This window comes from Duganella sp. 1411 (genome assembly GCF_017833525.1).
Taxonomy (GTDB): Bacteria; Pseudomonadota; Gammaproteobacteria; order Burkholderiales; family Burkholderiaceae_D; genus Rugamonas.
On record NZ_JAFICD010000009.1, the window covers coordinates 47576 to 73800 of the forward strand.

22 protein-coding genes are annotated in these 26225 nt (G+C 64.3%); 17 read left to right on the forward strand and 5 right to left on the reverse strand.

Going from position 1 to position 26225, the window contains the following annotated elements; genetic code table 11:
* Window positions 1-279 precede the first annotated feature (279 nt).
* From gyrA to JOD97_RS29605, 16 genes are all read left to right on the forward strand, one after another.
* On the forward strand, window positions 280-2970 hold the full coding sequence (gyrA, locus tag JOD97_RS29530) for a DNA gyrase subunit A (RefSeq protein ID WP_209726385.1): 2691 nt from the start codon (window positions 280-282) through the stop codon (window positions 2968-2970).
* A 115-nt stretch (window positions 2971-3085) separates the two neighbouring features.
* Window positions 3086-3649 carry a DUF2059 domain-containing protein gene (locus tag JOD97_RS29535; RefSeq protein ID WP_209726386.1) on the forward strand — a complete coding sequence of 188 codons (564 nt, stop codon included), beginning with the start codon at window positions 3086-3088 and terminating at the stop codon, window positions 3647-3649.
* A gap of 17 nt (window positions 3650-3666) precedes the next feature.
* A complete protein-coding gene (serC, locus tag JOD97_RS29540; RefSeq protein ID WP_209726387.1) occupies window positions 3667-4752 on the forward strand; it encodes a 3-phosphoserine/phosphohydroxythreonine transaminase in 1086 nt (361 codons plus the stop codon).
* A gap of 119 nt (window positions 4753-4871) precedes the next feature.
* Entirely contained in the window at window positions 4872-5945 is a 1074-nt protein-coding gene (gene pheA / locus JOD97_RS29545; protein ID WP_209726388.1) for a prephenate dehydratase, read from the forward strand.
* Window positions 5946-5966: 21 nt separating this feature from the next.
* Window positions 5967-7076, forward strand: a complete 1110-nt coding sequence (hisC, locus tag JOD97_RS29550) for a histidinol-phosphate transaminase (RefSeq protein WP_209726389.1) — start codon at window positions 5967-5969, stop codon at window positions 7074-7076.
* A 9-nt stretch (window positions 7077-7085) separates the two neighbouring features.
* Window positions 7086-8000 carry a prephenate dehydrogenase/arogenate dehydrogenase family protein gene (locus JOD97_RS29555; RefSeq protein ID WP_209726534.1) on the forward strand — a complete coding sequence of 305 codons (915 nt, stop codon included), beginning with the start codon at window positions 7086-7088 and terminating at the stop codon, window positions 7998-8000.
* 114 nt (window positions 8001-8114) lie between these two features.
* Entirely contained in the window at window positions 8115-9428 is a 1314-nt protein-coding gene (gene aroA / locus JOD97_RS29560; protein ID WP_209726390.1) for a 3-phosphoshikimate 1-carboxyvinyltransferase, read from the forward strand.
* 16 nt (window positions 9429-9444) lie between these two features.
* On the forward strand, window positions 9445-10119 hold the full coding sequence (gene cmk, locus JOD97_RS29565; RefSeq protein WP_209726391.1) for a (d)CMP kinase: 675 nt from the start codon (window positions 9445-9447) through the stop codon (window positions 10117-10119).
* Window positions 10120-10245: 126 nt separating this feature from the next.
* Complete coding sequence (gene rpsA / locus JOD97_RS29570) at window positions 10246-11925, forward strand: 30S ribosomal protein S1 (RefSeq protein WP_020705490.1); 1680 nt, start codon at window positions 10246-10248, stop codon at window positions 11923-11925.
* 10 nt (window positions 11926-11935) lie between these two features.
* Entirely contained in the window at window positions 11936-12241 is a 306-nt protein-coding gene (locus JOD97_RS29575) for an integration host factor subunit beta (protein ID WP_008446215.1), read from the forward strand.
* Window positions 12242-12441: 200 nt separating this feature from the next.
* Complete coding sequence (locus JOD97_RS29580) at window positions 12442-12744, forward strand: lipopolysaccharide assembly LapA domain-containing protein (protein ID WP_209726392.1); 303 nt, start codon at window positions 12442-12444, stop codon at window positions 12742-12744.
* A gap of 23 nt (window positions 12745-12767) precedes the next feature.
* Window positions 12768-13943, forward strand: coding sequence for a lipopolysaccharide assembly protein LapB (gene lapB, locus JOD97_RS29585; protein WP_209726393.1), 1176 nt, complete (start codon window positions 12768-12770; stop codon window positions 13941-13943).
* 288 nt (window positions 13944-14231) lie between these two features.
* Complete coding sequence (gene rfaE1, locus JOD97_RS29590) at window positions 14232-15218, forward strand: D-glycero-beta-D-manno-heptose-7-phosphate kinase (protein WP_373999967.1); 987 nt, start codon at window positions 14232-14234, stop codon at window positions 15216-15218.
* A gap of 217 nt (window positions 15219-15435) precedes the next feature.
* On the forward strand, window positions 15436-15792 hold the full coding sequence (locus tag JOD97_RS29595; RefSeq protein WP_209726395.1) for a helix-hairpin-helix domain-containing protein: 357 nt from the start codon (window positions 15436-15438) through the stop codon (window positions 15790-15792).
* A gap of 110 nt (window positions 15793-15902) precedes the next feature.
* Window positions 15903-17225 (forward strand): MBL fold metallo-hydrolase, encoded by a 1323-nt coding sequence (locus tag JOD97_RS29600; RefSeq protein ID WP_209726396.1) that lies wholly within the window; start codon window positions 15903-15905, stop codon window positions 17223-17225.
* Window positions 17219-18151, forward strand: a complete 933-nt coding sequence (locus tag JOD97_RS29605) for a polysaccharide deacetylase family protein (RefSeq protein ID WP_209726397.1) — start codon at window positions 17219-17221, stop codon at window positions 18149-18151. Before JOD97_RS29600 ends, JOD97_RS29605 begins: the two co-directional genes overlap by 7 nt.
* Before the next feature lie 88 nt (window positions 18152-18239).
* Here JOD97_RS29605 and JOD97_RS29610 read toward each other — a convergent pair whose 3' ends face one another.
* Complete coding sequence (locus JOD97_RS29610) at window positions 18240-20000, reverse strand: cyclic nucleotide-binding domain-containing thioredoxin-disulfide reductase (RefSeq protein WP_209726398.1); 1761 nt, start codon at window positions 19998-20000, stop codon at window positions 18240-18242.
* A 203-nt stretch (window positions 20001-20203) separates the two neighbouring features.
* Here JOD97_RS29610 and cysM point away from each other — a divergent pair, with 203 nt between their 5' ends.
* Entirely contained in the window at window positions 20204-21106 is a 903-nt protein-coding gene (cysM, locus tag JOD97_RS29615; protein WP_209726399.1) for a cysteine synthase CysM, read from the forward strand.
* Between the two features lie 153 nt (window positions 21107-21259).
* Here the strand turns inward: cysM and JOD97_RS29620 are convergent, their stop codons facing one another.
* From JOD97_RS29620 to JOD97_RS29635, 4 genes are all read right to left on the reverse strand, one after another.
* On the reverse strand, window positions 21260-21598 hold the full coding sequence (locus JOD97_RS29620; RefSeq protein ID WP_090315555.1) for a hypothetical protein: 339 nt from the start codon (window positions 21596-21598) through the stop codon (window positions 21260-21262).
* A 467-nt stretch (window positions 21599-22065) separates the two neighbouring features.
* Complete coding sequence (mltB, locus tag JOD97_RS29625) at window positions 22066-23208, reverse strand: lytic murein transglycosylase B (RefSeq protein WP_209726400.1); 1143 nt, start codon at window positions 23206-23208, stop codon at window positions 22066-22068.
* Window positions 23199-25229, reverse strand: a complete 2031-nt coding sequence (locus tag JOD97_RS29630) for a DUF3488 and transglutaminase-like domain-containing protein (RefSeq protein ID WP_209726401.1) — start codon at window positions 25227-25229, stop codon at window positions 23199-23201. The genes mltB and JOD97_RS29630 overlap by 10 nt, the downstream gene beginning before the upstream one ends.
* Complete coding sequence (locus tag JOD97_RS29635) at window positions 25226-26218, reverse strand: DUF58 domain-containing protein (RefSeq protein WP_209726402.1); 993 nt, start codon at window positions 26216-26218, stop codon at window positions 25226-25228. Before JOD97_RS29635 ends, JOD97_RS29630 begins: the two co-directional genes overlap by 4 nt.
* Window positions 26219-26225: the final 7 nt, after the last annotated feature.

The following is a 26225-nucleotide window of genomic DNA, read 5'->3' on the forward strand; positions in this document are numbered from 1 at the left end:
GCGCGCGTACGCGTCCGACCAAAATGTTGTTTTGTTGCAACGCGATTGTCGATAATAATTGAGTAATGTGTCATCAATATTACATCGTGTTACAACGCGCGGCCCCGCGCCCATGCCGCGCCGGGCGTGGGCCGGCGGCCAATTTGTGCTAGTTAGGCGGCGCGCATGCTAAAATCGCACGCTTGCCCGTCCAACTTGAACGGGCAGGGCAGGAGTGCAGTACGTGCGGCATACATTGCTTAAAAGATAACCCACAGTCAAAGATCAGTCGACCCGCCAATGGATCAATTCGCAAAAGAAACAATCCCTATTTCCCTCGAAGAAGAGATGCGCAAGAGCTACCTCGATTACGCCATGAGCGTGATCGTCGGGCGCGCCTTGCCGGACGTGCGCGACGGCTTGAAGCCGGTGCACCGCCGGGTTCTGTTCGCGATGCATGAAATGAACAACGTGTGGAACCGTCCCTACGTCAAGTGCGCCCGCGTGGTCGGCGAGACGATGGGTAAGTACCACCCGCACGGCGACGCCTCGATCTACGACACGCTGGTGCGCATGGCGCAGGACTTCTCGCTGCGCTACATGCTGGTCGACGGCCAGGGCAACTTCGGCTCGGTCGACGGCGACGGCGCGGCGGCGATGCGCTACACCGAGTGCCGCCTCGACAAGATCTCGGCCGAGTTGCTGGCCGACATCGACAAGGACACGGTCGACTTCCAGCCCAACTACGACGGCAAGGAAAAAGAGCCGACGGTGCTGCCGACCCGCATCCCCAACCTGCTGATCAACGGCTCGTCCGGTATCGCGGTCGGCATGGCCACCAACATCCCGCCGCACAACCTGCACGAGGTGATCGCCGGCGCGCTGCACGTGCTGCGCAACCCGCAGTGCTCGATCGACGAGTTGATCGAACTGATCCCGGCGCCGGACTTCCCGACCGGCGGCACGATCTACGGCGTCTCGGGCGTGCGCGACGGTTACCGCACCGGCCGCGGCCGCGTGGTGATGCGCGCCAAGACCCACTATGAAGAGTACGGCAAGGACGGCGGCCGCACCGCCATCATCGTCGACGAGCTGCCGTACCAGGTCAATAAGAAGTCGCTGCTCGAGCGCATCGCCGAGAACGTGCGCGACAAGAAGCTCGAAGGCATCTCCGACATCCGCGACGAGTCCGACAAGTCGGGCATGCGCGTGGTTATCGAGCTGAAGCGCGGCGAAGTGCCGGAAGTGGTGCTCAACAACCTGTACAAGCAGACCCAGTTGCAGGACACGTTCGGCATGAACATGGTGGCGCTGGTCGACGGCCAGCCGCGCCTGCTGAACCTGAAAGAGATGCTGCAGTGCTTCCTGTCGCACCGCCGCGAAGTGGTCACGCGCCGCACCGTGTTCGAGCTGCGCAAGGCGCGCGAGCGCGGCCACGTGCTCGAGGGCCTGGCCGTGGCGCTGGCCAACATCGACGACTTCATCGCCATCATCAAGGCGGCGCCGACGCCGCCGGTCGCCAAGACCGCGCTGATGGACCGTTCGTGGGATTCGTCGCTGGTGCGCGAGATGCTGGCCCGCACCGGCGAGGGCGACACCGTCGGCGGCATCGACGCCTTCCGTCCCGAGCACCTGCCTAAGCACTACGGCATGCAGTCCGACGGCATGTACCGCCTGTCCGACGACCAGGCGCAAGAGATTTTGCAAATGCGCCTGCAGCGCCTGACCGGTCTGGAACAGGACAAGATCGTCAACGAATACAAAGACGTGATGGCCGAAATCGCCGACCTGCTGGACATCCTGGCCAAGCCGGAGCGCGTGACGACCATCATCACCGACGAGATGACCCACGTGGTCAACGAGTTCGGCGACCGCGCAAAAGATCCGCGCCGCTCCAACATCGAGCACAACGCCACCGACCTGGGCACCGAGGACCTGATCACGCCGCAGGACATGGTGGTGACGTTGTCGCACACCGGCTATATGAAGGCGCAGCCGATTAGCGAATACCGCGCGCAAAAACGCGGGGGACGCGGCAAGCAGGCCATGGCGACCAAAGAGGAAGACTGGATCGACCAGCTGTTCATCGCCAACACGCACGACTACATCCTGTGCTTCTCCAACCGTGGCCGCATGTACTGGCTCAAGGTGTGGGAAGTGCCGCAAGGCTCGCGCAACTCGCGCGGCAAGCCGATCGTCAACATGTTCCCGCTGGCCGACAACGAGAAGATCACCGTCATCCTGCCGCTGTCGGGCGAGAACCGGACCTTCCCCGAAGACCATTACGTGTTCATGTCGACCAGCCTCGGTACCGTGAAGAAGACGCCGCTGAAGGACTTCAGCAACCCGCGCAAGGCCGGCATCATCGCGGTCGACCTGGACGAGGGCGACTTCCTGATCGGCGCCGCGCTGACCGACGGCGAGCACGATGTGATGCTGTTCTCCGACGCCGGCAAGGCGGTGCGCTTCGACGAGAACGACGTGCGTCCGATGGGCCGCAACGCCCGCGGCGTGCGCGGCATGAACCTCGACGAGGGCCAGCGCGTGATCGCGCTGCTGGTGGCGGAAAACGAGCAGCAGTCGGTGCTGACGGCAACCGAGAACGGCTTCGGCAAGCGTACCCCGATCATCGAGTACACCCGCCACGGCCGCGGCACCAAGGGCATGATCGCGATCCAGACCTCCGAGCGTAACGGCAAGGTGGTGGCGGCGACCCTGGTCACGCCGACCGACGAGATCATGCTGATCACCACCGGCGGTGTGCTGATTCGCACCCGCGTGGCGGAGATCCGCGAGATGGGCCGCGCCACCCAGGGCGTGACCCTGATGGCGGTGGAGGATGGCACCAAGCTGTCCGGCCTGCAGCGCGTGGTGGAAACCGACATCGACGAGGTCGAGCTGGAACCTGGTCCGGACGGCAAACCGGCCGACACCCCGGCCACGGACGCCCCGGCGGCCGACACCTCCGCCGACGACACGCCGGCGGAATAAGCGCAGCAAACAAAGCCCCGGCCGCGGTTCCGGACCGGGGCCGGCGGGGCCAGGCTTATTTCGCGGATTAATGCGACAATAAGACTGGCCCCGTTGTCATTTCAAGAGAGAATTCATGAAGAAAATCGTAGCAGCTGTCGTTTCCGCCTTCGCCCTGATCGGCGCCGCGCCTTCGTTCGCGCAGACTCCCGCGCCCGCGCCGGCCACCGCCATCGACCCGGCCACCCTGGCCGCCTCGCAAGAGCTGTTCGAGGCGATGAACCACCGGGCCATGATGACCGGGATGATGCAGCAGATGTCGCAAGGGATCGCGCAATCGATGCGCGCCGGCGCCGAAGCGGCCATCAACAACAACCCGAAGCTGGGCGACGAACAGAAAAAGCAGGCGCAGGCGAAGATGGAAAAGGAACTGCCAGGCTTTATCGCTGCGATGCAGGGCGTGATGAACGACCCGGCGATGATCGACGAAATCCTGGCCGAGACGGTGCCTATCTATGCGCGCACCTTCAGTGCCGATGAACTGAAACAGATGACCGCTTTCTACCGCACGCCGGTGGGCGCGAAAATGCTGGCGTCGACGCCGCAGTTGATGGCGCAGGGGATGCAGGTCGGGCAGCAGGTGGTCGCGCGCCGTATCGGACCACTGATGCAGAAAATGCAGCAAGAAAGCAAACAGTAACCAACAAAGGATCCACAGTGACTCACATCTACAACTTCTCCGCCGGCCCGGCCGTGCTGCCGAAGGAAGTGCTGGCGCAAGCCGCCGCCGAAATGCTGGACTGGCATGGCAGCGGCATGTCCGTCATGGAGATGAGCCACCGCGGACCGGAGTTTATCTCGATTTACAAGGCGGCCGAGCGCGACCTGCGCGAGCTGCTGGCGGTACCGGACAATTACAAAATCTTGTTCATGCAGGGCGGGGGCTTGTCCCAAAACGCCATCATCCCGTTGAATCTGGTGGGCCACAAGCCGCAGCCAGCAACCATCGATTTCATTCACACCGGTTCGTGGTCGGGCAAATCCATCAAGGAAGCGGCCAAATACGCCAACGTCAACATCGCCGCGTCGTCGGCCACCGGCGTGCCGCCGCAGTCGGAGTGGAAGCTCACGCCCGGCGCGGCCTATGTCCACATGTGCACCAACGAGACCATCGACGGCATCGAGTTCGATTTCGACACCGGCCTGCCGGCGCCGCAGAAGGACGTGCTGATGGTGGCCGACATGTCGTCGCACATCCTGTCGCGGCAAATCGACGTGTCGAAGTACGGCGTCATCTTCGCCGGCGCGCAAAAGAACATCGGCCCGGCCGGCGTGACCATCGTCATCGTGCGCGAGGACTTGCTGGGCAAGGCGCTGCCGGCGTGTCCGTCGGCGTTCGACTTCAAGCTGGTGGCCGACAACGACTCGATGTACAACACGCCGCCCACCTACGGCATCTACATCGCCGGCCTGGTGTTCCAGTGGCTGAAGAAGAACGGCGGCGTCGCCGCCATGGAAAAGGTCAATATCGCCAAGGCCAGGCTGCTTTACGCGGCGCTCGACGTGGACGATTTTTATCAGACCAGGGTGGCGAAAGAGAGCCGCTCGCGCATGAACATACCGTTTTATCTGAAGGACGAGAGCCGTAACGATGCCTTCCTGGCCGGCGCGAAAGCGCGTGGCCTGCTGCAGCTGAAGGGCCACAAGTCCGTCGGCGGCATGCGCGCATCGATTTATAACGCGATGCCGATCGAGGGCGTGCAAGCGCTGGTAGACTACCTGAACGAGTTCGCCGGCCGCTGATTGGGCCCCGACACCAAACCCGGGCGAATGGGGTCGTACCCCGTACGGGGTACGACCCTGGTGTGCCGCGGTGCGGGTTAAACAGTGCCGCAGACGATAGCTGACCAATTGACGAGACCATGACAGATAAACTTACCCCGTTACGCGAGCAGATCGACGCCATCGACGCGCAGATCCTCGAGCTGCTGAATCGCCGCGCCAAGGTGGCGCAGGAAGTCGGCCACGTCAAAGCCGAGACCAACGCCCCGGTGTTCCGGCCCGAACGCGAAGCCCAGGTGCTGCGCGGCGTGGCCGAGCGCAATCCCGGCCCGATGGGCAACACCGAAATGCAAACCATCTTCCGCGAGATCATGTCCGCCTGCCGCTCGCTGGAAAAACGCGTCACCGTGGCCTTCCTCGGCCCGGCCGGCACCTACAGCGAACAGGCGGTCTACCAGCAGTTCGGCACCGCCGTCGACGTGCTGGCCTGCTCGTCGATCGACGAGGTGTTCCGCGCCACCGAGGCCGGCACCGCCGAATTCGGCGTGGTCCCGGTCGAAAATTCGACCGAGGGCGCGATCGGCCGCACCCTCGACCTGCTGCTGCACACGCCGCTGACGATCAGCGGCGAGGTGGCCATCGCCGTGCGTCACAGCCTGCTGACGGGCACCGGCAACATGGACGGCGTCACCGCCATCTGCGCCCACGCGCAGGCGCTGGCGCAGTGCCAGATCTGGCTGAATAATAACTACCCGGACATCGAACGGCGCGCCGTCTCGTCCAACGCCGAGGCGGCCCGCATGGCGCGCGACGACCATACGATCGCCGCCATCGCCGGCGAGCGCGCCGGCGTGCGCTACAGCCTGGGCACCGTCAAGGCCAACATCCAGGACGATCCGCACAACCGCACGCGCTTCGCCGTCATCGGCCACCTGCAAACCGGCCCGTCGGGCAAGGACCGCACGTCGATGGCGCTGGCGGCGCCGCACCGCGCCGGCTCGGTCTATCGCCTGCTTGGATCGCTGGCGCAGAACAACGTGTCGATGACGCGCTTCGAATCGCGCCCGGCCCGCAACGGCAATTGGGAATACTATTTCTACGTCGACGTCGAAGGCCACATCCAGAACGAGGCCGTGGCCAAGGCGCTCGACGAGCTGCAGAGCAACGCCGCTTTCTTCAAGGTGCTGGGATCGTATCCCGTCAGCCTGACCTAACTAAAACAGAGAACAGAGACCATGACCAAGAACTACGGGCCTGAATACGTCCGGGCCATCGCCCCTTACCAAGCCGGCAAACCGATCGCCGAAGTCGCGCGCGAATTCGGCCTCGATGAGGCATCCATCGTCAAACTGGCGTCGAACGAAAACCCGTTCGGCGTGCCGGAATCGGCAGTGCAGGCGATGACCGCCGCCGCCACCGACCTGGGACGCTACCCGGACGCCAACGGCTTCGAGCTGAAAGCGGCGCTGTCCAAGCGCTACGACGTGCCGGCCGACTGGATCACGCTGGGCAACGGCAGCAACGACATCCTGGAGATCGCCGCCCACGCCTTCGTCGAACGCGGCCAGTCCATCGTCTACGCCCAGTACTCGTTCGCCGTGTACGCGCTGGCGACGCAGGGCGTGGGCGCGCGCCACATCGTGGTGCCGGCCCAGGCCTACGGCCACGACCTGCCGGCCATGCTGGCGGCCATCACCGACGACACGCGCCTGGTCTTCATCGCCAACCCGAACAACCCCACCGGCACCTTTATCCCGGCCGCCGAGATCCAGGCCTTCCTGGACAAGGTGCCGGCCAATGTGGTGGTGGTGCTGGACGAGGCCTATAACGAGTTCCTGGCCGAGGAAAACCAGTTCGAATCGGCCGAATGGGTCAAGAAGTATCCCAACCTGCTGGTGTCGCGCACGTTCTCCAAGGCCTACGGGCTGGCGGGCCTGCGCGTCGGTTTCGGCATCGCCCAGCCGGCGCTGACGGACCTGATGAACCGCATCCGCCAACCGTTCAACGTCAATTCGATGGCGCAGGCGGCGGCCATCGCGGCGCTCAACGACAAGGACTTCCTCAAGCGCAGCGCGGCCAACAACGCCGCCGGCTATCAGCAGTTCATCGAGGCGTTCAAGCAGCTGGGTCTCGAATATGTGCCGTCGTACGGTAACTTCGTGCTGGTCAAGGTCGGCGACGATCCGGCGGCCGGCTCGCGCGTGAACCTGTCGTTGTTGAAGCAGGGCGTCATCGTGCGCCCGGTCGGCAACTACGGTTTGCCGGAGTGGCTGCGCATCTCCATCGGCCTGCCGCAGGAGAACGCGGTGCTGATCGCGGCGCTGACCAAGGCGCTGGCGGAGTAGGGCATGGCGATGCTGAACAAGGTCGTTATTTTCGGCGTAGGCCTGATCGGCGGATCGTTCGCGCGCTCGCTGAAGAAGGCCGGCGCCGTCGCCAGCGTGGTCGGCATGGGACGCTCGGCGGCCTCGCTGGCGCGCGCGAAGGAGCTTGGCATCATCGACGTCATCGGCGCCGGTGGCGACGATGGCATGGCCGAAGCGCTGCGCGGCGCCGACCTGGTGCTGCTGGCCGCGCCGGTGGCGCAGACCGAGGCGATCCTGGCCGCCATCGCGCCGCATCTGCAAGCGGGCACCGTGGTCACCGACGCCGGCAGCACCAAGTCGGACGTGGTGGCCGCCGCGCGCCGCGCGCTCGGTGGCAAGGTGGCGCAGTTCGTGCCGGGTCATCCCATCGCCGGGCGCGAAACCAACGGTCCCGAGGCGGCCATCGACGACCTGTACGTCGGCAAGAAGGTGGTGCTGACGGCGCTCGACGAGAACGCCGCCGCCGATGTCGAGCGCGTGGCCGCCGCGTGGCGCGCCTGCCATGCCGTCATCCATCGTTTAACGCCGCAGGAACATGACAAGGTGTTCGCCGCCGTGAGCCATTTGCCGCATTTGCTGGCCTACGCGCTGGTGGACGACATCGCCAACAAGCCGCATGCGGATTTACTGTTCCAGTATGCGGCCAGCGGTTTTCGCGATTTCACAAGGATCGCCGGATCGTCGCCGGAAATGTGGCGTGACATCAGCCTGGCCAACCAGTCGGCGCTGCTGACGGAGCTGGACGCCTATCTGGCACAATTGACGGGACTGCGCGCCCGTCTGGCCGCCGGCGACGGCGCCGCGCTGGAGAGCGTGTACGGCAACGCCCAGCGCGCCCGCCACCAGTGGATCACCGCGATCGAGACGGCCGAAGTGCCGCCGTCGCAAGACAAGGCGGAATAAGCGGCGCTGTAACCCTAAGACGATGGGGGCGTACCCCGTGCGGGGTACGACCCCGGTGTGCCGCAGTGCGGGTTTCGCAGGTGCCGCATAAGAGCGTAATTTAAAGGATTCATCATGAGTAACGAATACATCGATCTTCAAACCGTCCCCCACGTCGAGGGCGCGGTGCGCCTGCCTGGCTCGAAGTCGATCTCCAACCGCATCCTGCTGCTGGCGGCGCTGTCGCAAGGCGACGTCGCCATCGTCGACCTGCTGGCGTCGGACGATACGGCCGTCATGCTGGCGGCCCTGCGCTCGCTGGGCGTGCAGTGGACCGAAGAGAAAACCGCCACCGGCACCATCCACCACGTCAAGGGCGTGGCGGGCGTGCTGCCGAATAAATCGGCCGATCTGTTCATGGGCAACGCCGGTACCGCGATCCGTCCGCTGACCGCCGCGCTGGCCGTCATCGGCGGCGACTACACCTTGCACGGCGTGCCGCGCATGCACGAGCGCCCGATCGGCGACCTGGTCGACGCACTCAACGCCGCCGGCACCGATGTCGACTACACCGGCAATCCCGGCTTCCCGCCGCTGCACATCAAGCAGGGCAAGATCCACGCGAAGCGCCTGTCGGTGCGCGGCAACGTCTCGAGCCAGTTCCTGACCGCGCTGCTGATGGTGGCGCCGCTGATGGCGCGCGAGCACGCCATCAGCATCGACGTCGAAGGCGAATTGATCTCCAAGCCGTACATCGAGATCACGCTGAACCTGATGCGCCGCTTCGGCGTCAAGGTCGAGCAGGATGGCTGGGCCTCGTTCACGGTGCAGCCGGGCCAGGTCTACCAGTCGCCGGGCACCATCCACGTCGAGGGCGACGCTTCGTCGGCGTCGTACTTCCTGGCGGCCGGTGCGATCGCCGGCGGTCCCGTGCGCGTCGAAGGCGTGGGCCGCGATAGTATCCAGGGTGACGTGCGGTTCGTCGCCGCGCTGGAGCAGATGGGCGCGCAGATCACGATGGGCGACAACTGGATCGAGGCCAAGTCGAACGGCGTGCTCAAAGCCATCGACGCCGACTTCAACCACATTCCCGACGCCGCCATGACGATCGCGGTGGCGGCGCTGTACGCCGACGGCACCAGCACCTTGCGCAACATCGCCAGCTGGCGCGTGAAGGAGACCGACCGCATCGCGGCCATGGCGACCGAGCTGCGCAAGGTCGGCGCCATCGTCGAGGAGGGGCCGGACTACATCAAGGTGACGCCGCCGGCGGCCATCACGGCCGCCACCATCGACACCTACGACGACCACCGCATGGCGATGTGCTTCTCGCTGGTGTCGCTGGACGGCGCCGCGCGCAAGGGCAACGTCATGCGCATCAACGATCCCAAGTGCGTCGGCAAGACCTTCCCTGAATACTTCACGGCGTTTGCCGCGATCGCGAACTAGATAGATATATAGAACAATGGTCACATCCCAGATCCCAGTCATCACCATCGACGGCCCCACCGCCTCCGGCAAGGGCACCGTCGCGCACCGCGTTGCCGACAGGCTCGGCTTCCATTACCTGGATTCGGGCGCCCTGTACCGCTTGACGGCGCTGTCGGCCCTGCGCCGCGGCACCGACCTCAACGATGAGCACGCTCTGTCCAAGCTGGCCGAGCACCTGCAATGCAGTTTCCAGGGCGGCGACATCATTTTGTCGCAGGAAAACGTCACCGAAGCGATCCGCGCGGAAGAGGTGGGCAACACCGCTTCAAAAATTGCAACATTTCCCGCCGTGCGGCACGCGCTGGTGGGGCTGCAGCTGGGCTTTCGCAAGGCGCCCGGCGTGGTCGCCGACGGCCGCGACATGGGCTCGGTGATCTTCCCGCACGCGGTGTTGAAGGTGTTTTTGACGGCGTCTGTCGCGGCCCGGGCCGATCGCCGTTATAAGCAATTGATTGGCAAGGGAATTTCTGCTAATATGGAAGACCTACTGATGGATTTGCAGGCGCGGGACGACCGGGATACCCACCGGGCCATCGCGCCGCTGGTGCCAGCGGCAGGGGCGCATGTCCTCGATACATCCAATATGAGCGCTGATCAAGCGGTCGAACAGGTGTTGCAATGGTATGCGGCGGTGGGCAAGCCCCACTGAAAATGTAGCAAAGGCGGGTACCGCACGGCGAGTTAGTACTCACTAGCGGCACTTTGATCAACCTTAACCCAACTGAAGTCGCATATCGCGAGCCTTGTTGGCAACCTGGAAGTCACAATGTCTAATATGGAAAGTTTTGCAGCCCTCTTCGAAGAATCCCTGTCGCGTCAAGACATGCGTTCGGGCGAAGTGATCTCGGCTGAAGTCGTTCGTCTGGATCACAACTTCGTGATCGTCAACGCCGGCCTGAAATCGGAAGCATTCATCCCAGTTGAAGAATTCAAGAACGACCACGGCGAACTGGAAGTCAAGGTAGGCGACTTCGTTTCCGTGGCGATCGAATCGCTCGAAAACGGTTTCGGCGACACCATCCTGTCGCGCGACAAAGCCAAGCGTCTGGCTTCGTGGCTGGCACTGGAAAAAGCGATGGAATCGGGCGAAATCGTCGTCGGTACCGTCAACGGCAAAGTCAAGGGCGGCCTGACCGTTCTGACCAACGGCATCCGCGCATTCCTGCCGGGTTCGCTGGTCGACACCCGTCCAGTCAAGGACACCACCCCATTCGAAGGCAAGACCCTCGAATTCAAAGTGATCAAGCTGGATCGCAAGCGTAACAACGTGGTTCTGTCCCGCCGCGCCGTCATCGAAGCGTCGATGGGCGAAGAGCGTCAGAAACTGATGGAAACGCTGAAAGAAGGCACGGTCGTGACCGGCGTCGTCAAGAACATCACCGACTACGGCGCGTTCGTGGATCTGGGCGGCATCGACGGCCTGCTGCACATCACCGACCTGGCATGGCGTCGTGTGCGTCACCCATCGGAAGTGCTGACCGTTGGCCAGGAAATCACCGCCAAGGTCCTGAAGTACGATCAGGAAAAGAACCGCGTTTCGCTGGGCGTGAAGCAGCTGGGCGACGACCCATGGACCGGTCTGTCCCGTCGTTACCCACAAAGCACCCGTCTGTTCGGTAAAGTCACCAACCTGACCGACTACGGCGCGTTCGTTGAAGTCGAGCAGGGTATCGAAGGCCTGGTCCACGTGTCGGAAATGGACTGGACCAACAAGAACGTCGCTCCAAACAAAGTTGTCCAGCTGGGCGACGAAGTGGAAGTCATGGTTCTGGAAATCGACGAAGAGCGTCGCCGTATTTCGCTGGGCATGAAGCAGTGCAAAGCGAACCCATGGGATGACTTCGGCGTGACCCACAAGAAGGGCGACAAAGTCCGTGGCGCGATCAAGTCGATCACCGACTTCGGCGTGTTCATCGGCCTGGCCGGCAACATCGACGGCCTGGTGCACCTGTCCGACCTGTCCTGGACCGAAACCGGCGAAGAAGCCGTCCGCCGCTTCAAGAAAGGCGACGAACTGGAAGCCATCGTTCTGGCCATCGACGTCGAGCGCGAGCGCGTTTCCCTGGGCGTCAAGCAACTGGAAGGCGATCCGTTCAACAACTTCGCCGCCATGAACGACAAGGGCGCGCTGGTCACCGGCACCGTGAAATCGGTCGAGCCTAAAGGCGCCGTGATCCAACTGTCCGAAGAAGTCGAAGGCTACCTGCGCGCTTCCGAAATCTCCCGCGACCGCGTGGAAGATGCCGGTACGCACCTGAAGGTTGGCGACTCCGTCGAAGCCCTGGTCATCAACATCGACCGCAAAGCGCGTTCGATCCAGCTGTCGATCAAAGCCAAGGACAACGTCGAGACCCAGGAAGCGATGCAGAAAATGGCCGCTACCGACAACAACGCAGCTTCGGGCACCACCAGCCTGGGCGCGCTGTTGAAAGCCAAGTTCGATAACAAGAACTAAGAACTAGTCGATGACTAAGTCCGAGTTGATCAACCGCCTGGCTGAGCGTTATTCTCAGCTGGTGGCCAAAGATGCGGAGTACGCCGTCAAGACCATTCTGGATGCGATGACCAACGCCCTGGCGACCGGTCAGCGCATCGAGATCCGCGGTTTTGGCAGTTTCGCTCTGAATAGCCGGCCACCGCGTATCGGACGTAATCCGAAGTCGGGCGACAAAGTGATGGTGCCCGAAAAACGGGTGCCTCACTTCAAGCCGGGCAAGCAATTGCGCGAGCGGGTCGACGCGATGGTCGGGCAACCGATCATCGAGGACTGAAGCGTCTGATGGTTTGACAAGAAAGCGGCGTCCTCGGATGCCGCTTTTTTTATGGTTAAACGGAGTTTCAACCCGCACACCTGAAAAAGGGGTCGTACCCGGCGGGTACGACCCCGGTGGTCCGCGCTCTGCGGGTTTGATAGAAACTGTATCTAGTGCCATACTGGCGCTCTTAGAAATCCAGAACAGGAACCAGGCTGATGAAATTCTTATCCACCCTCATTGGAATCGTCCTATTCGTCTTGTTTTTTGGCTTCGCCCTGAAAAATACGCAGGAAGTCGACCTGCATTTTTTCCTCCACTATGATCTGCGCGGCCCCCTGGTCCTGATGCTGCTCGGCTTTTTCGTCGCCGGCGCCGTCCTCGGCGTGCTGGCGCTGACGCCGACGGTGTTCCGCCACCGCCGCGAAACGAACAAACACAAAACCACCATCACGACGCTGCAATCGTCGGCGCAGCAGGTCAACGCGCAGCCGCAGCCCGATGGCGTCACCACACAATAAGCACCACTACCAACTAAACAAGCATGGAATTTGAACTCTGGATGTTATTGGGCATCCCGCTCTTCTTCGGCATGGGATGGATCGCCGCACGCGTCGACATTCGCCAGCTGGTGTCCGAATCGCGCTCGCTGCCGCGCGGGTATTTCAAGGGCTTGAACTTCCTGCTCAACGACCAGCCGGACAAGGCGGTCGACGCCTTCATCGAGATCGTGCGCATGGACCCGGAGACGGCCGACATGCACTTCGCGCTCGGTAACCTGTTCCGCCGCCGTGGCGAGACCGAACGCGCCATCCGCGTGCACCAGAATCTGCTGGCGCGTCCCGACCTGCCGCAGGAGCAGAAGGAGCACGCCGAATATGAACTGGGCATGGACTACCTGAAGGCCGGCCTGCTGGACCGCGCCGAGGAAACCTTCAATCGCCTGATCCACAGCCAGTACGCGGTGCCGGCGCGGCGCGCGCTGCTGGAGATTTTCCAGCGCGAGAAGGAATGGCCGCGCGCCATCGAGGCGGCCATCGGCCTGCAGGAATCGGGCGCCGGCTCGCGCCAGAAGGAAATCGCGCAGTTCTACTGCGAGCTGGCACAGGACGCGCTGGTGCACCTGCATCCCGAGGACGCGCTGCCGCTGCTGGAGAAATCGCTGCAGGCCGACCGCGTCAACGTGCGCGCGACGCTGCTGATCGGCGACGCGCAGCTGGCCAAGGACGATGTCGAAGGCGCGTTGATGACATGGCGCCGGGTCGAACAAATCAGCGTGCCGCACACCGCGCTGGTGGCGCAGCGCATGATGGACGGCTACCGCAAGGTCGGGCGTCCGCAGGAAGGCGTCAACCTGATCAAGTCCTACCTGGAGCAGGCGTCGTCGATCGACCTGCTGGAGGTGGTGTACAAGGCGGTGCTGGAGCTCGACGGTTTGGACGCCGCCAAGGAGCTGGTGGTCAATGAGCTGCGCCGCACGCCGACCTTGCTGGGACTGGATAAGCTGCTCGAGGCGCGTTTGGTTGACGCGCCGCCGGGCGTGGTGTCGGAGCTGTCGATGGTGAAGAACCTGGTGCACGGCTACACGCAGAAGCTGGCGCGCTACCAGTGCAGCCATTGCGGCTTCAAGGCGCGCCAGTTCTACTGGCAGTGTCCCGGTTGCAGCCGGTGGGAGACCTACCCGCCGCGCCGCACCGAAGAACTGAATGTGATGAACTAAAGCTGATGATTCGCGTATCAACGGATGGACGTATCTGCGGATCCACGGATCCACGGATACACGGATACACGTATCCACGGATACACGTAGGGCGGATTAGGCGGAACGCCGTAATCCGCCATCTGTGAGCCGCCGACGGAGCGTGCATGGCGGATTACGCTGCGCTAATCCGCCCTACGTGATTCAGACAGCGCATAAAGACAGCGCATAAAGACAGCGCATAAAGACAGCGCATAAGGACCGCGCATAAAGATCGCGCATAAAGACCGCGCATAAAGACCGCGCATAATGCGAGCGCATAAATTAACAAACGAGGAACATGTGAGTACTTCCGTCACCGCTTTTCAAGCCCCCGCACTGGACAAGGTGCGCATCCTGGTCGTCGGCGACGTCATGCTGGACCGTTACTGGTTCGGTGACGTCAGCCGCATTTCGCCGGAGGCGCCGGTGCCGATCGTGCGCATCGAAAAGCGCGAGGCGCGCCTGGGCGGCGCCGCCAACGTGGCGCGCAACGCCGCCGCGCTGGGCGCGCACGCCGGCTTGCTGGGCGTGGTCGGCGCCGACGAGGCGGGGACCGAGGTCGAACAACTGCTGCAAGGCGGCGGCATCCACAGCTACCTGAAACGCGACGACGCCATCTCCACCATCATCAAGCTGCGCGTGATCGGCCGCCAGCAGCAGATGGTGCGCATCGATTTCGAGGAAGCGCCGACCGACACCGTGCTGCGCGACAAACTGCTGCAGTTCAAGGCACTGCTGGCCGACTACGACGTCATCGTGCTGTCGGACTACGCCAAGGGCAGCCTGGTGAACGTGGCCGACATGATCGCCTCGGCGCGCGCGGCGGGCAAGGTGGTGATGGTCGATCCGAAGGGCGACGACTTCTCGCGCTACGCCGGCGCCACCGTGCTCACGCCGAACAAGTCGGAGATGAAGCGCATCGTCGGCAGCTGGAACAGCGAAGAGCAGCTGACGGCCAAGGCGCAGCAGCTGCGCGCGGAACTGAAGCTCGACGCCCTGCTGTTGACGCGCTCCGAAGAGGGCATGACCTTGTACACCGAGAACGACCAGTTCCACATGCCGGCGCAGGCGCGCGAAGTGTTCGACGTCTCTGGCGCCGGCGACACCGTCATCGCCACGATGGCGTGCATGCTGGGCGCGGGCGCCGGCTGGCACGAAGCGGTGCAGACGGCCAACCGGGCCGGCGGCATCGTCGTCGGCAAGCTGGGTACCGCGACCGTCACGCGCGAAGAACTCTTCGACGCAGGCAATTAATGCAAGGAGACACGCGAAAACACGCGGAAACACGTAGGGCGGATTAGGCGGAACGCCGTAATCCGCCATGCATGCGTCGCGGCGGCCCATGCATGACCCACGAACCCTGCATTGATAAAGCTCAGAAGAACGGCGTCAACATGCCGGGTTCCTCATCCGTTAAGGACATCCAAGGCGCGACTTCCGCCCTTGCTAGAGACCAACCACGGAGACAGACATGTTCAAAAAACTACTGCTGGGCATTGCAACGCTGGCCGCCACCATGAGCTTTGCGTTCGCACAAGTGGATGTCAACAAGGCCGACGCGGCCTCGCTCGATTCGATCAAGGGCATCGGCCCGGCCAAATCCACCGCCATTCTCGAAGAACGAAAAAAAGGCGAGTTCAAGGACTGGGCCGATCTTGAGCACCGCGTCAAAGGCATCGGCGGCAAGAACGCCGCCAAGCTGTCGGAAGCCGGCCTGCTGGTGAACGGCAAGTCGAAAGAGGGCGCCGCGGCCACCGCCGCCGCCAAGCCAAAAGCCGACAAAGCCGCCGCCAAAACGGCATCCACGCCGGCACCCGCAGGCAAATAAGTCTGTAAGTAAGTTTGTAGTACGCGCCAAAGCCCGCAGCCTCCCGCGCTGCGGGCTTTGGCGTTTTTATGTCTGATAAGATAGCGCGACATTTTGATTGGAGCACGCACATGTCGCCGCTGAAGATTTCCAGAATACTCCACGCGGGCTACGTCTTCGAATACGAAGGCACGCAGGTCCTGTTCGATCCGATTTTCGAAAACCCGTTCAGCCGCAACTGCCACGCCTATCCCGCCGTGCGCTTCGATCACGGGCAAATCAGGAAGCTGACACCGGACGCCGTGTTCATCTCGCACTTCCACGACGACCACTGCTCGATGGAGAGCCTGGACCTGCTGCCGCGCGCCACGCCCATCTATCTTTACTGCCTGTTCGACGAACTGTTCGCGATGATACGGGAGCTGGGCTTCACCGACGTGCGCGCGCTGGCGGTGGATGCGCCGGTGCTGGTCGGCGCGATGGAGATCATTCCGCGCCGCGCGCTCGATGCCGATGTCGATTCGATGTTCCATATCCGCGCCGGCGGATTGAATGTGCTGAACGTCGTCGACTCGTGGATGGACCCGCAAACGCTGGAGCAGCTGACCGCCTGCGCGCCGTGGGACATGGTGCTGTGGCCGTTCCAGACGATGCGCGAGATCGATGTGATCGCGCCGTCGCGCGCCGAGGGCGGCCAGCCGCAGCTGCCGGAGGAATGGCCCGAGCAGCTGCGCGCGCTCAAGCCGCGCTACGTCGTGCCCAGCTCCTGCCAGTTCGTGCAGGAGCCGTGGTCCTGGTACAACCACGCGCTGTTCCCGATCACCTATAAGCAGTTCGAGCGCGAGGTGGGCGCGTGGCTGCCGGATGCGCGCGTCGTCCGCCTCAATCCCTCGGTCGCGATGGCGCTGACCGCCGATGCGCTGACGCCCGCCGCGCCGCTGCCGTGGGTGCTGCCGGTCGGCGAGCAGGACGTCGACTATCAATACGACGCCGACATCACGCCGCCGCCGACTTCCGGCATCGCCAGCCACTTCGCGCCGCTGACGGACGAGCAAACCGCGCTGGTGCTGGATTACTGCGGCGCGGGCCTGATCGACAAATACCAGCAGATGGAGCTGCCGCCGGATAGCTACTTCGAGACGCCGTGCGTCTGGCAGTTGTCGGTCTACGATCACGCCGGCGGCGTGCGGCAATACCGGTATCGGATTCATGGCGACAGCATCGCGGCGGCGGGCGACGAGGAGGCGCCATCGTGGATGACCGAAATCCCGATCGCCAAGCTGTACGCCGGGCTGGCGTTGGGCGAATCGCTGACGTCGATGTACATGCGCATCAGCGGCGCGCCGGCCGATGCCGATATCGTCGATGATCCGCTGATACGCTGCCTGTTCAACGACGCCTTTGGCGCCTACCAGGCCGCGCAACTGCGGCGACTCAAGGAGAAACAATGTTAGTGGTACTTCGTTCGGCCGCGATGGCCGCGTTGATGGCCGTTGCCGCCATGGGCGCGGCGCACGCGCAGTCGGTGGCCTTCACCTTCGACGACGGGCCCCGGCTGGAGGAGACGCCGTTGATGTCGCCCCAGCAGCGCAACCAGGCGATGCTCGACGCGCTGGCCGCGCACAAGGTGTCGGCGGCGCTGTTTGTCACCTGCGATTTCGGCGCCACCAAGCCGGCCGGCTACGCGCTGGCCAAGGCGTGGGGCGACGCCGGGCATGCGCTGGGCAACCATACGATGACGCATCTGGATCTGGCCGCGAAGACGGTGACGCTGGCGCAGTACCAGCAGGAGATACGCGACTGCGACCGCATCACGTCCACCTTGCCCGGTTATCGGAAGTGGTTCCGGTTCACCTATCTGCGCGAGGGCGATACGCCGGAAAAGCGCGACGGCATGCGCGCCTTCCTCAAGGAGCATGGGTATCGCAACGGGTATGTCAGTCTGGACACCAGCGATTGGCGCTTGGACGAGAAGCTGAACGAGGTGCTGCGCGCGGATCCGAAGGCGGATATCGCGCCGATCAAGAAAGCGTATCTGGCGCACGTCAAGCAGCGCGCGATCGCTTACCGCGACTTGTCGCGCAAGCTGGAGGGACGCGATATCCCGCAGGTGATGCTGCAGCATCACAACCTGCTCAACGCCTTGTGGTTGAAGGACGTGATCCAGCAGTTCGTCGATATGGGCTGGACCATCGTCACGCCGGCGCAGGCGTTCGCCGATCCGGTGTATCAGTTGCAGCCGGAGCGCCAGGCGCCGGGACAGAGCCTGCTGCTGTCGATCGCCCGCACGCGCGGCATGGCCAAGTTCAAGGGGTGGGAGCGGATCGTGGACGACGGCGATTTCGAGATCGAGCAGCTGCAGAAGGCCGGCGTGAAGTGAAACCCCGCAAGCGGTTGGCGATACGCGTGCGCCGCCGCTTAGGGGTCGTACCCGGTGGGGTACGACCCCGGGTGGCCGTGCGGGTTCGCTAGCGTTTGTCCGCCGGCAGGTTGGCCAGGAAGCCGTGGATCTGCGACACCACGGCCGCGCCTTCGCCCACCGCCGCCGCGACCCGCTTGGTCGAGCTGGCGCGCACGTCGCCAATCGCGAACACGCCCGGCACGCTGGTCTCGAGCGCGGCGCGCGCCGGCATCTCGCGCGGGTAGACACCCTTGTCGAAGTTGGCCTTGCACTGCGCCTTGGTGACGTCGAAACCGGTGCGGATGAAGCCGTGGCCGTCGACGTCGACGCCGCAGTCCTCCAGCCAGCCCGTGTTCGGATCGGCGCCGATGAACAGGAACACGCGGCAAACATCGTAGTCGCATTCCTGCTCGGTTTGCGAATTGCGGATGCGCACCTGCCGCAATCCATCCTCGTCGCCCTCCAGCGCGACGATCTCCGAGTGCGTGTGCAGTTCGATATTCGGCGTGGCCTGGATGCGTTCGATCAGATAGCTCGACATCGTCGACGACAGGCTGTCCTTGCGGATCAGCATGTGGACCTTGGACGCGTGCCCGGACAGGAACACCGCGGCCTGGCCGGCCGAGTTGCCGCCGCCGACCAGCACGATCTCCTCGCTCTTGCACAGCTTGCCCTCGATCGGCGACGCCCAGTAGTAAATCCCCTTGCCCTCGAACTGCTTGAGGTTGGCCAGCGACGGCCGGCGGTAGCGCGCGCCGCACGACAGCACCACCGTCTTGGCCTGCAGGCGCTGCAGGCTGCCGCACATTTCGACCTGCAGCGGATAGGTGTCGCAGATGAGCCGTCCGGCGGGGGCGGGGATGGCGACCTCGACGCCGAATTTCTGCGCCTGCACGTAGGCGCGGCCCGCCAGCGCGCGGCCGGAGACGCCGGTCGGGAAGCCCAGGTAGTTTTCGATGCGGGCGCTGGCCGCCGCCTGGCCGCCGAAAGCGCGCGTCTCCAGCGCCAGCACCGACAAGCCCTCGGACGCCGCGTACACGGCCGTCGCCAGTCCGGCCGGGCCGGCGCCGACGACGATGACGTCCCAGACCTTGTCGGCCGGCAGCTCGGGCAGCATGCCGAGGCAGCGGCCGACGTCGACCACGCTCGGGTTTTTCTTGACCACGCCGTCCGGGCACACCACCAGCGGCAAGTCCTCCGGCTTGGGCTGGTAGTGCGCCATCAGGTCGGCCGCCTGCTGGTCGACCTCCGGATCGAGCACGCTGTGCGGGTGGCCGTTGGCCGCCAGGAAGCTTTGCAGCGTGTGGATGCGGCCGTGGCCGCGCGGGCCGACGATGACCGGGCCGCCCGAGTTCTGTTCGATCAGGCCGACGCGGCGCAGGATCAGCGCGCGCACAATGCGCTCGCCCAGGTCGGCGTGCGCGACCAGCAGCGCGCGCAGCGATTCGGGCGGCACCACCAGCACCTCGACCTCGCCGACGGCGTGGGCGTTGCCTAGCGCCGGGCGTCCCGACAGCTGCGCCACCTCGCCGGAGAATTGGCCGGCCGTGTGCGTGGTGATGTACGAGGTGTTGCCCAGCCCGTCGAAGCGGCTGATGGCGACGCCGCCCTTGAGCACCAGCAGCATGCCGTAGCTGCTCTTGCCCGCTTCGGCGATTTTTTCGCCGTCGCTGAAGTGGCGCACGTGGCCGAAGCGCAGCATGTGCTTGATATCGGCGTCGGACAGCGTGGGGAACATCTGGTGGCGGCGGCTTTCGAGGTCGGCCGGCAGCGCCGCCGGCGTTTCTGGGGTGCTGTCGGGCAGCATTTCGAGCGGGGAGGTGGACATGGTGATCGCGTGGTGAAAAAAGGTGGCGGCGCGGGGCTGCGGCCCGTTGCGAGATGTCGCCAGTCTAGCGCATGGCGCGCTTCCAGTCCAAAGACTTCCGGCGCTTTATCCCCTCCGGCAGGGGCCGGCGGGGTCTTGCAATACGCGCAATTCCAACTCGGATTAAAATGCAGTATTGGCGAAACCACAAAAGGCTCAACACGATGGCTTACAAGACTCTGGAAGACACGATCGGCAATACGCCGCTGGTGCGGCTGACCCGCCTGCCCGGCGCCGACGCGGCCGCCCGCAACAATATTATCCTCGGCAAGCTCGAGGGCAATAATCCGGCCGGTTCGGTCAAGGACCGCGCCGCCATGTCGATGTTCAAGCGCGCCGAGGAGCGCGGCGACATCAAGCCCGGCGACACCCTGATCGAGGCGACCAGCGGCAACACCGGCATCGCGCTGGCGATGGCGGCGGCGTTGCGCGGCTACAAAATGTTGTTGCTGATGCCGGAGAACCTTAGCATCGAACGGCGCCAGAGCATGGCGGCCTACGGCGCGCAGATCATGCTCACGCCCAAGACCGGCGGCATGGAGTACGCGCGCGACATGGCCGAGCAGCTGCAAAAGGATGGCAAGGGCGTCATCCTCGACCAGTTCGGCAACCAGGACAACCCGCGCGCCCACTACGAGGGCACCGGCCCGGAAATCTGGCGCGACACCGACGGCCGCGTCACCCATTTCATCAGCGCCATGGGCACCACCGGCACCATCATGGGCGTGTCGCGCTATCTGAAGGAGCAGAATCCGAACGTGCAGGTCATCGGCGCCGAGCCGGAAGAGGGCTCGTCGATACCCGGCATCCGCAAATGGTCGGAGGCGTACTTGCCGAAAATTTACGACCGCGGGCGCGTGGACCAGGTTGAATCGGTGTCGCAGGCGGCGGCCGAGCGCATGGCGCGCCGGCTGGCGGCCGAGGAGGGGATTTTTTGCGGCATTTCGGCGGCGGGCGCCTGTGAGATCGCGTTGCGCGTTTCGCAGACGGTCGAGAACGCGACGATCGTGTTCATCGTGTGCGACCGGGGCGACCGCTATCTGTCGACCGGCGTGTTCCCAGCTTAAAATTCGCCGGCTTAAAATTCGCCAGCTTAAAATTCGCCAGCTTAAAATTCGCCGGCGTAAAAAACGACCGCGTAAAAAGACGCATCCCTCGCCCCTGTGGAAGGGGGGAGGGATACGCGGGCAAAACGGAGCAGGTCTGAGCCGGGGTGAAACTTAACCCTGGCCCTGGCCTGGTTCGCCTTCCTTTGGTTTGAACTGCTTATCGCTGATGCGGAACTTGTTGCGGCGGTCGCCCATCAAGTAACGCAGGTCGCGAATGCTCAAATCGCTCACTTCGTGCATGCGGATCAGCAGCGAAGCGCCCACTGGCAGGCGGTGGTGGCGAATTTTGCTGATCACTGGCGGTGCGACTTCCAACGCGCGCGACAGGGCCGCGTCGTTTTTCAAACGCAGGTTTTCGATCAGGGTATCGAGCAGGCGGTTGGGATTGTATTGCAGCAGGTCATCGCCATCCGCATCGTTGTTCATATCTATGCCGACTTGGTTTGTCATGATTTCGTCTTTTCCTTCTGTAAAGTTGTCCTGCAAAGTACAACACTCGGAGCTCGCTTTGCTGCGTTAATGTTCATCCTTACCAAGGAACGAATTTACACACGGACCGATTCCGGGATAACAAGTTTCATAATATATACACAATTATACAACATCTCGCATTGTAATACTCGGCAGCAATAGAAAAAAACTACATAACCGAGTATTGTTGTCCCGATGCAACATTGTGTGAGAATTATACACCGAGTCCTATGATAGGCTAGGGCGCACGCTATTATTTAGCAACTAAAGTTAATTATAAGGCAATTCTGTTGTATAGATGCTTATGATTTGACGCTTTAGCGGGCAGTTTGGATGAAGAATTTCCAAGTGTCAACTAAACAATACCGCGTGCAAGTTAGGCCAACAACACCAGTTACCGTTGCTTACATCCCTTTAGCCCGTTCTTACACGCTCCCTTTGCCTTTCTACATGCCGCCGCGCGCCAGCCGCACCGCGCGGCCCAGCTCGACCACCGACATCGCATAGAAATAACTGCGGTTATATTGAGTAATCGCAAAGAAATTAGTGTTTGCCAACCAGTACTCGGTTGGGTCGGCGCCGTTTTGCAGATCGACCAAGCCATAGGTCTGTTGCTCCGGCACCGGTACAGTGGTGGTGACCCCCGCCGCTATCAAGTCCTGCGGCGCATATTTTGCCGTCAGCCCCTGGTGCAGCATCGGTTCCCACGCCTTGTTCGGCGAGACGGCGGCCGAATACACCAGCGGTCCGCCGATCTCGCGCTGCCAGCCATGGGCGGCCAGGAAGGCGGCCACGCTGCCGATGGCGTCGCTGGCCGAATTGAGCAGGTCGATCTGGCCGTTGCCGTCGAAATCGACCGCGTACTTCATCACGCTGCTGGGCATGAACTGCGGCATGCCCATGGCGCCGGCGAACGAGCCGCGCAGCGACAACGGGTCGATGCCGTTCTGGCGCGCGAACAGCAGGGTCGCCTCGAGCTCGCCGCGGAAGAATTCCATACGGGCGTCGCGCTGCGGCGCCTCCGGATAGGAGAACGCCAGCGTGGCCAGCGCGTCGACCACGCGGAAACGGCCGGTGACGCGCCCGTACACGGTCTCGACGCCGATGATGCCGACCAGTATCTCGGCCGGGATGCCGTACAGCGCCTCGGCGCGGTTGAGCGCGTCGACATTGTCGTTCCAGAACTTGACGCCGCCGTCGATGCGCGTCGGCTCGATCGTCAGCGCGCTGTAGGCGTGCCAGTTCTTCGGCTTGCCCGGCGGCGCCGGCTTGACCAGCTGCACGGCGGCGTCGACGTAGCGGACCTGGGTCATCAAGGCGTCCAGCGCCTTGCGGTCGAAGCCGTTGCGGGTGGCGACGTCGTCGAGGAAGGCGCGCACCTCCTTCCATTCGCCGAAGTTGACGTATTCGCCCACGTAGTCGATCGCCGGCACGGTTTTTTTCTTGGCCGGCGGGGTTTTTTTCTTGGCCTTTTGCTGCATGCTTGGCGGCAGCTTGTAGCCGTAGCGGTCGACCTGGGCATGGCTGGCGCCGGTGGCGGTCAGCAGCGCGGCGGCCAGCAGGGGGGTGATCAGAGTCTTCATCGGCATAAAGGTAACAGTTTTTTCAGCGCCTTGAGCGACGCCGTTCGTGGTTCGGGTTCGGCGCCGCCGTATTGGAGCGCGCCGTACAAGGTTAAAAATGTCTGCATCGCCGCGTGTTTTTCCGCGCTGGCGGGCATGTCGCGCAGCCGCGCGGCGTAGCTGCGCGGGCCCTCGTCCGGGCGCCGCGCGTAACCGTGGCGCGCCTGCTGCCGGCAAAAGGCCTGGTACAGCGCGTCCAGCGGCGCGGCCGGCCGGCGCTGGCGCCGCCAGTACAGCAGGTAGGCCAAGGCGCAGGCCGGCACCAGCAGCGCGCCGCGCCAGTTGCTGAACAGGGAACTTAGTTCTGCAAGGAAACTCCGCTGCCTATCAGGATTGTAATCCAGGACCCATTGATTCCAAGAATTATTCAACGCGGCGTAGCGGAATCCGAGTCGCGCCAGCCACGAATCGGGATCGTTTCGCAGCGCGATGAACTGGCCGAAGCCGAACCCGGACGGCGGCGGCAGCGCCCGCGCCAGGTTGCTGGCGATGCGCTCGGGCGCGACGGCGGCGGTGGGGTCGACCCGGCGCCAGCCTTCGGCCGGCAGCCAGATCTCGGCCCAGGCGTGGGCGTCGGACTGGCGCACCGTCAGATAGCCGTCGAGCGGATTGATTTCGCCGCCCTGGTAGCCGGTGACCACGCGCGCCGGCACGCCCATGGCGCGCATCAGCACCACATAGGCGCCGGCGTAGTGCTCGCAAAAGCCGGCCTTGCTGGTGAACAGGAAGTCGTCGACCATGTCGCGCCCGGCCAGCGGCGGCTGCAAGGTGTAGCTGAAGCTGTCGCGGCGGAACATCGCCAGCACCCGCCGCGACAGTGCGCGCGCGCCCGCCGGCGGCGCGGCCTGGCCGAGCTGCCGCGCCAGCGCCAGGGTGCGCGGGTTGAAGCCGTCCGGCAGTTCCAGCCAGCGCTTGAGGTGTTCCGGCTGTTCGTCGGCTTGCAGCTGGAAATCGACATAGGCGCTGGCGGGGTAGCGCAGCCGCCGGTCGACCGGCTCCATCGTGAATTGCTCCATCTCGTCGGACGCGCGCACGTTGAAGCCGGGCACGCTGAAGCGCGGGCCGGTCAGCTCCAGCAGCGCCAGCCAGCGCTTGCCGGTGGGCTCCATCGTCACCTCGTGGCGGATCGCCCGGCCGCGCACGCTGATGGCGATGTCGTGCCGGCCTGGCGCGGCGCGGCGGCGCGGCACGCGGGTCCAGGTGCGGCCGTCGTAGTCGCCCAGCACGATGCTGCGCCAGTACAGTTGGTCGCGCGGCGGCGCCGGATCGAGGAAGCGCACGCGGAAGGCCACCTCGTCCGATTGCGCCAGCGATGACAGCGTGCCCGGCGCCATGCTGTCCGAGATGCCGTTGCGGCCGGCGTGGGCGTCGCCCGGCATGCCCCACAGCGGCCCCTGGATGCGCGGAAAGCCGATGAACACCAGCAGCGCCAGCGGCGCGGCCAGCATGCTCAGTTTGGCCGAGGTGCGCAGCCGGCGCGCCAGCGGCGGCACCACGCCGGTGTATTGGAACGATTGCTGCGCCGTCAGCAGCACCAGCAAGGTGGCGCCCATGAACAGCGCCGTCAACATCGTCTGCGAATAGAAAAAGCTGGTCAGCAGCACGAAATAGCTGAGGAAGACGACCACGAACAGGTCGCGTTTGGCGCGCATTTCCAGCAACTTGAACGCCAGCAGCAGGGCCAGCATGGCGACGCCGGGATCGCGGCCCAGCAAGGTGCCGTAGCTCAGGTGGACGCCGGCCATGGCCGCCAGCGCCACCGGTACCAGCAGCCACAGCGGCGGCATGCGCTTGCCGCGCCAGGTGATCGCCGCGCGCCACAGCAAGGTGGCGCACACGGCTAGGCCGACCCACGCCGGCAGGTGCGCGAAGTGCGGCGCCAGCACCATCAGCGCGGCGCCCAGCAGCAGTAAGGTGTCGGCCTTGTCCCTGGGCAGGCGCGCCAGGCCGGCCGCGCGCGCTGCGGCGCCGCGCGGCGCGCCGCTCATGCGCCGCCCTCGCGCCCGAACAGCGCCAGCGCGCGCAGGCAGGCGGCGCGGTGCGCGTCGCCCAGCGCCGGGCCGTAGGCGTGCTGGGCCAGGCGGAAGGTGTAGGGCAGGGCGCGTTGTTCGGCCTCCAGCACCCACTGCGTCATGCGCGACAGTTTCAGTTCCAGGTCCAGCCGCGGCGGCAGGTCGGCGAAGTCCAGCGTCAGTTCGGCCACCGCGCCGCCGTCGAAATGCTTGGTCACCAGCTGCCCGCCGAGCGCCGGGTCGTGGCGCGCGATCTGGCGCCACGCCAGATGCCGCATCGGGTCGCCCGGCTGGTAGCTGCGGATGCCGGCGAAGTTGTCCAGCCCCACGGTGCCGTGGCCGTCCTCGCTGGCGGCGCCGCGCGACGGCAACGGCAGGGCCGGCGTTTCCGGCGCCGGATACACCAGCACCCGCAGCGCCGGCTGCCAGTAGCTCCACGCCTTGAACAGGCCGAGCGGGAAACGCGTGGTCAGCTGGATGCGCGGCGCCTCCAGCCAGCCGCGTTCGCGCGTGGGCGCCGACAGCAGCACCGCGCTGGCGCCGCCGGCCGCCACGTCGGCCGCCTGGCGCGCGCCGTGCGCCTGGAAGCCGAGCCAGATGGCGTAGCGGTCGAGCCGGGTGCGGTTGATCAGGTGCAGTTCGAACTGCGCCTCCTCGCCGGCGAACACGGGCGGCGCGCGCCCCGGCGACAGCGTCAGCAGCGCCAGGTTTTTGGCCGTCAGGACCATGTCGGCCACGGCGCAGGCGCCGGTGAAGAAGGTCAGCGCGAAACCGAGGCCGAGGTTGTAATTGAGCGCGCCGATCAGCATGATCAGCAGCAGCACGGTGAACGCCAGGCCGGCGCGCGTGGGCACGATGAAGACCCGGCGCGACGTCAGCGTGACCTCGCCGGCCTCGTTGTCGCGCAGTTGGAACAGCCAGCGGTCGCGGCCTTTGCGGTACAGCGCTTGCAGCCCGGAAGTCACGGGGCGG

Coding starts and splice junctions, on each gene's coding strand:
- gyrA (WP_209726385.1), top strand. CDS start 280: ATGGATCAATTCGCAAAAGAAACAATCCCTATTTCCCTCGAAGAAGAG.
- JOD97_RS29535 (WP_209726386.1), top strand. CDS start 3,086: ATGAAGAAAATCGTAGCAGCTGTCGTTTCCGCCTTCGCCCTGATCGGC.
- pheA (WP_209726388.1), top strand. CDS start 4,872: ATGACAGATAAACTTACCCCGTTACGCGAGCAGATCGACGCCATCGAC.
- hisC (WP_209726389.1), top strand. CDS start 5,967: ATGACCAAGAACTACGGGCCTGAATACGTCCGGGCCATCGCCCCTTAC.
- JOD97_RS29555 (WP_209726534.1), top strand. CDS start 7,086: ATGCTGAACAAGGTCGTTATTTTCGGCGTAGGCCTGATCGGCGGATCG.
- aroA (WP_209726390.1), top strand. CDS start 8,115: ATGAGTAACGAATACATCGATCTTCAAACCGTCCCCCACGTCGAGGGC.
- cmk (WP_209726391.1), top strand. CDS start 9,445: ATGGTCACATCCCAGATCCCAGTCATCACCATCGACGGCCCCACCGCC.
- rpsA (WP_020705490.1), top strand. CDS start 10,246: ATGGAAAGTTTTGCAGCCCTCTTCGAAGAATCCCTGTCGCGTCAAGAC.
- JOD97_RS29575 (WP_008446215.1), top strand. CDS start 11,936: ATGACTAAGTCCGAGTTGATCAACCGCCTGGCTGAGCGTTATTCTCAG.
- JOD97_RS29580 (WP_209726392.1), top strand. CDS start 12,442: ATGAAATTCTTATCCACCCTCATTGGAATCGTCCTATTCGTCTTGTTT.
- lapB (WP_209726393.1), top strand. CDS start 12,768: ATGGAATTTGAACTCTGGATGTTATTGGGCATCCCGCTCTTCTTCGGC.
- rfaE1 (WP_373999967.1), top strand. CDS start 14,232: ATGCGAGCGCATAAATTAACAAACGAGGAACATGTGAGTACTTCCGTC.
- JOD97_RS29595 (WP_209726395.1), top strand. CDS start 15,436: ATGTTCAAAAAACTACTGCTGGGCATTGCAACGCTGGCCGCCACCATG.
- JOD97_RS29600 (WP_209726396.1), top strand. CDS start 15,903: ATGTCGCCGCTGAAGATTTCCAGAATACTCCACGCGGGCTACGTCTTC.
- JOD97_RS29605 (WP_209726397.1), top strand. CDS start 17,219: ATGTTAGTGGTACTTCGTTCGGCCGCGATGGCCGCGTTGATGGCCGTT.
- JOD97_RS29610 (WP_209726398.1), bottom strand. CDS start 20,000: ATGTCCACCTCCCCGCTCGAAATGCTGCCCGACAGCACCCCAGAAACG.
- cysM (WP_209726399.1), top strand. CDS start 20,204: ATGGCTTACAAGACTCTGGAAGACACGATCGGCAATACGCCGCTGGTG.
- JOD97_RS29620 (WP_090315555.1), bottom strand. CDS start 21,598: ATGACAAACCAAGTCGGCATAGATATGAACAACGATGCGGATGGCGAT.
- mltB (WP_209726400.1), bottom strand. CDS start 23,208: ATGCCGATGAAGACTCTGATCACCCCCCTGCTGGCCGCCGCGCTGCTG.
- JOD97_RS29630 (WP_209726401.1), bottom strand. CDS start 25,229: ATGAGCGGCGCGCCGCGCGGCGCCGCAGCGCGCGCGGCCGGCCTGGCG.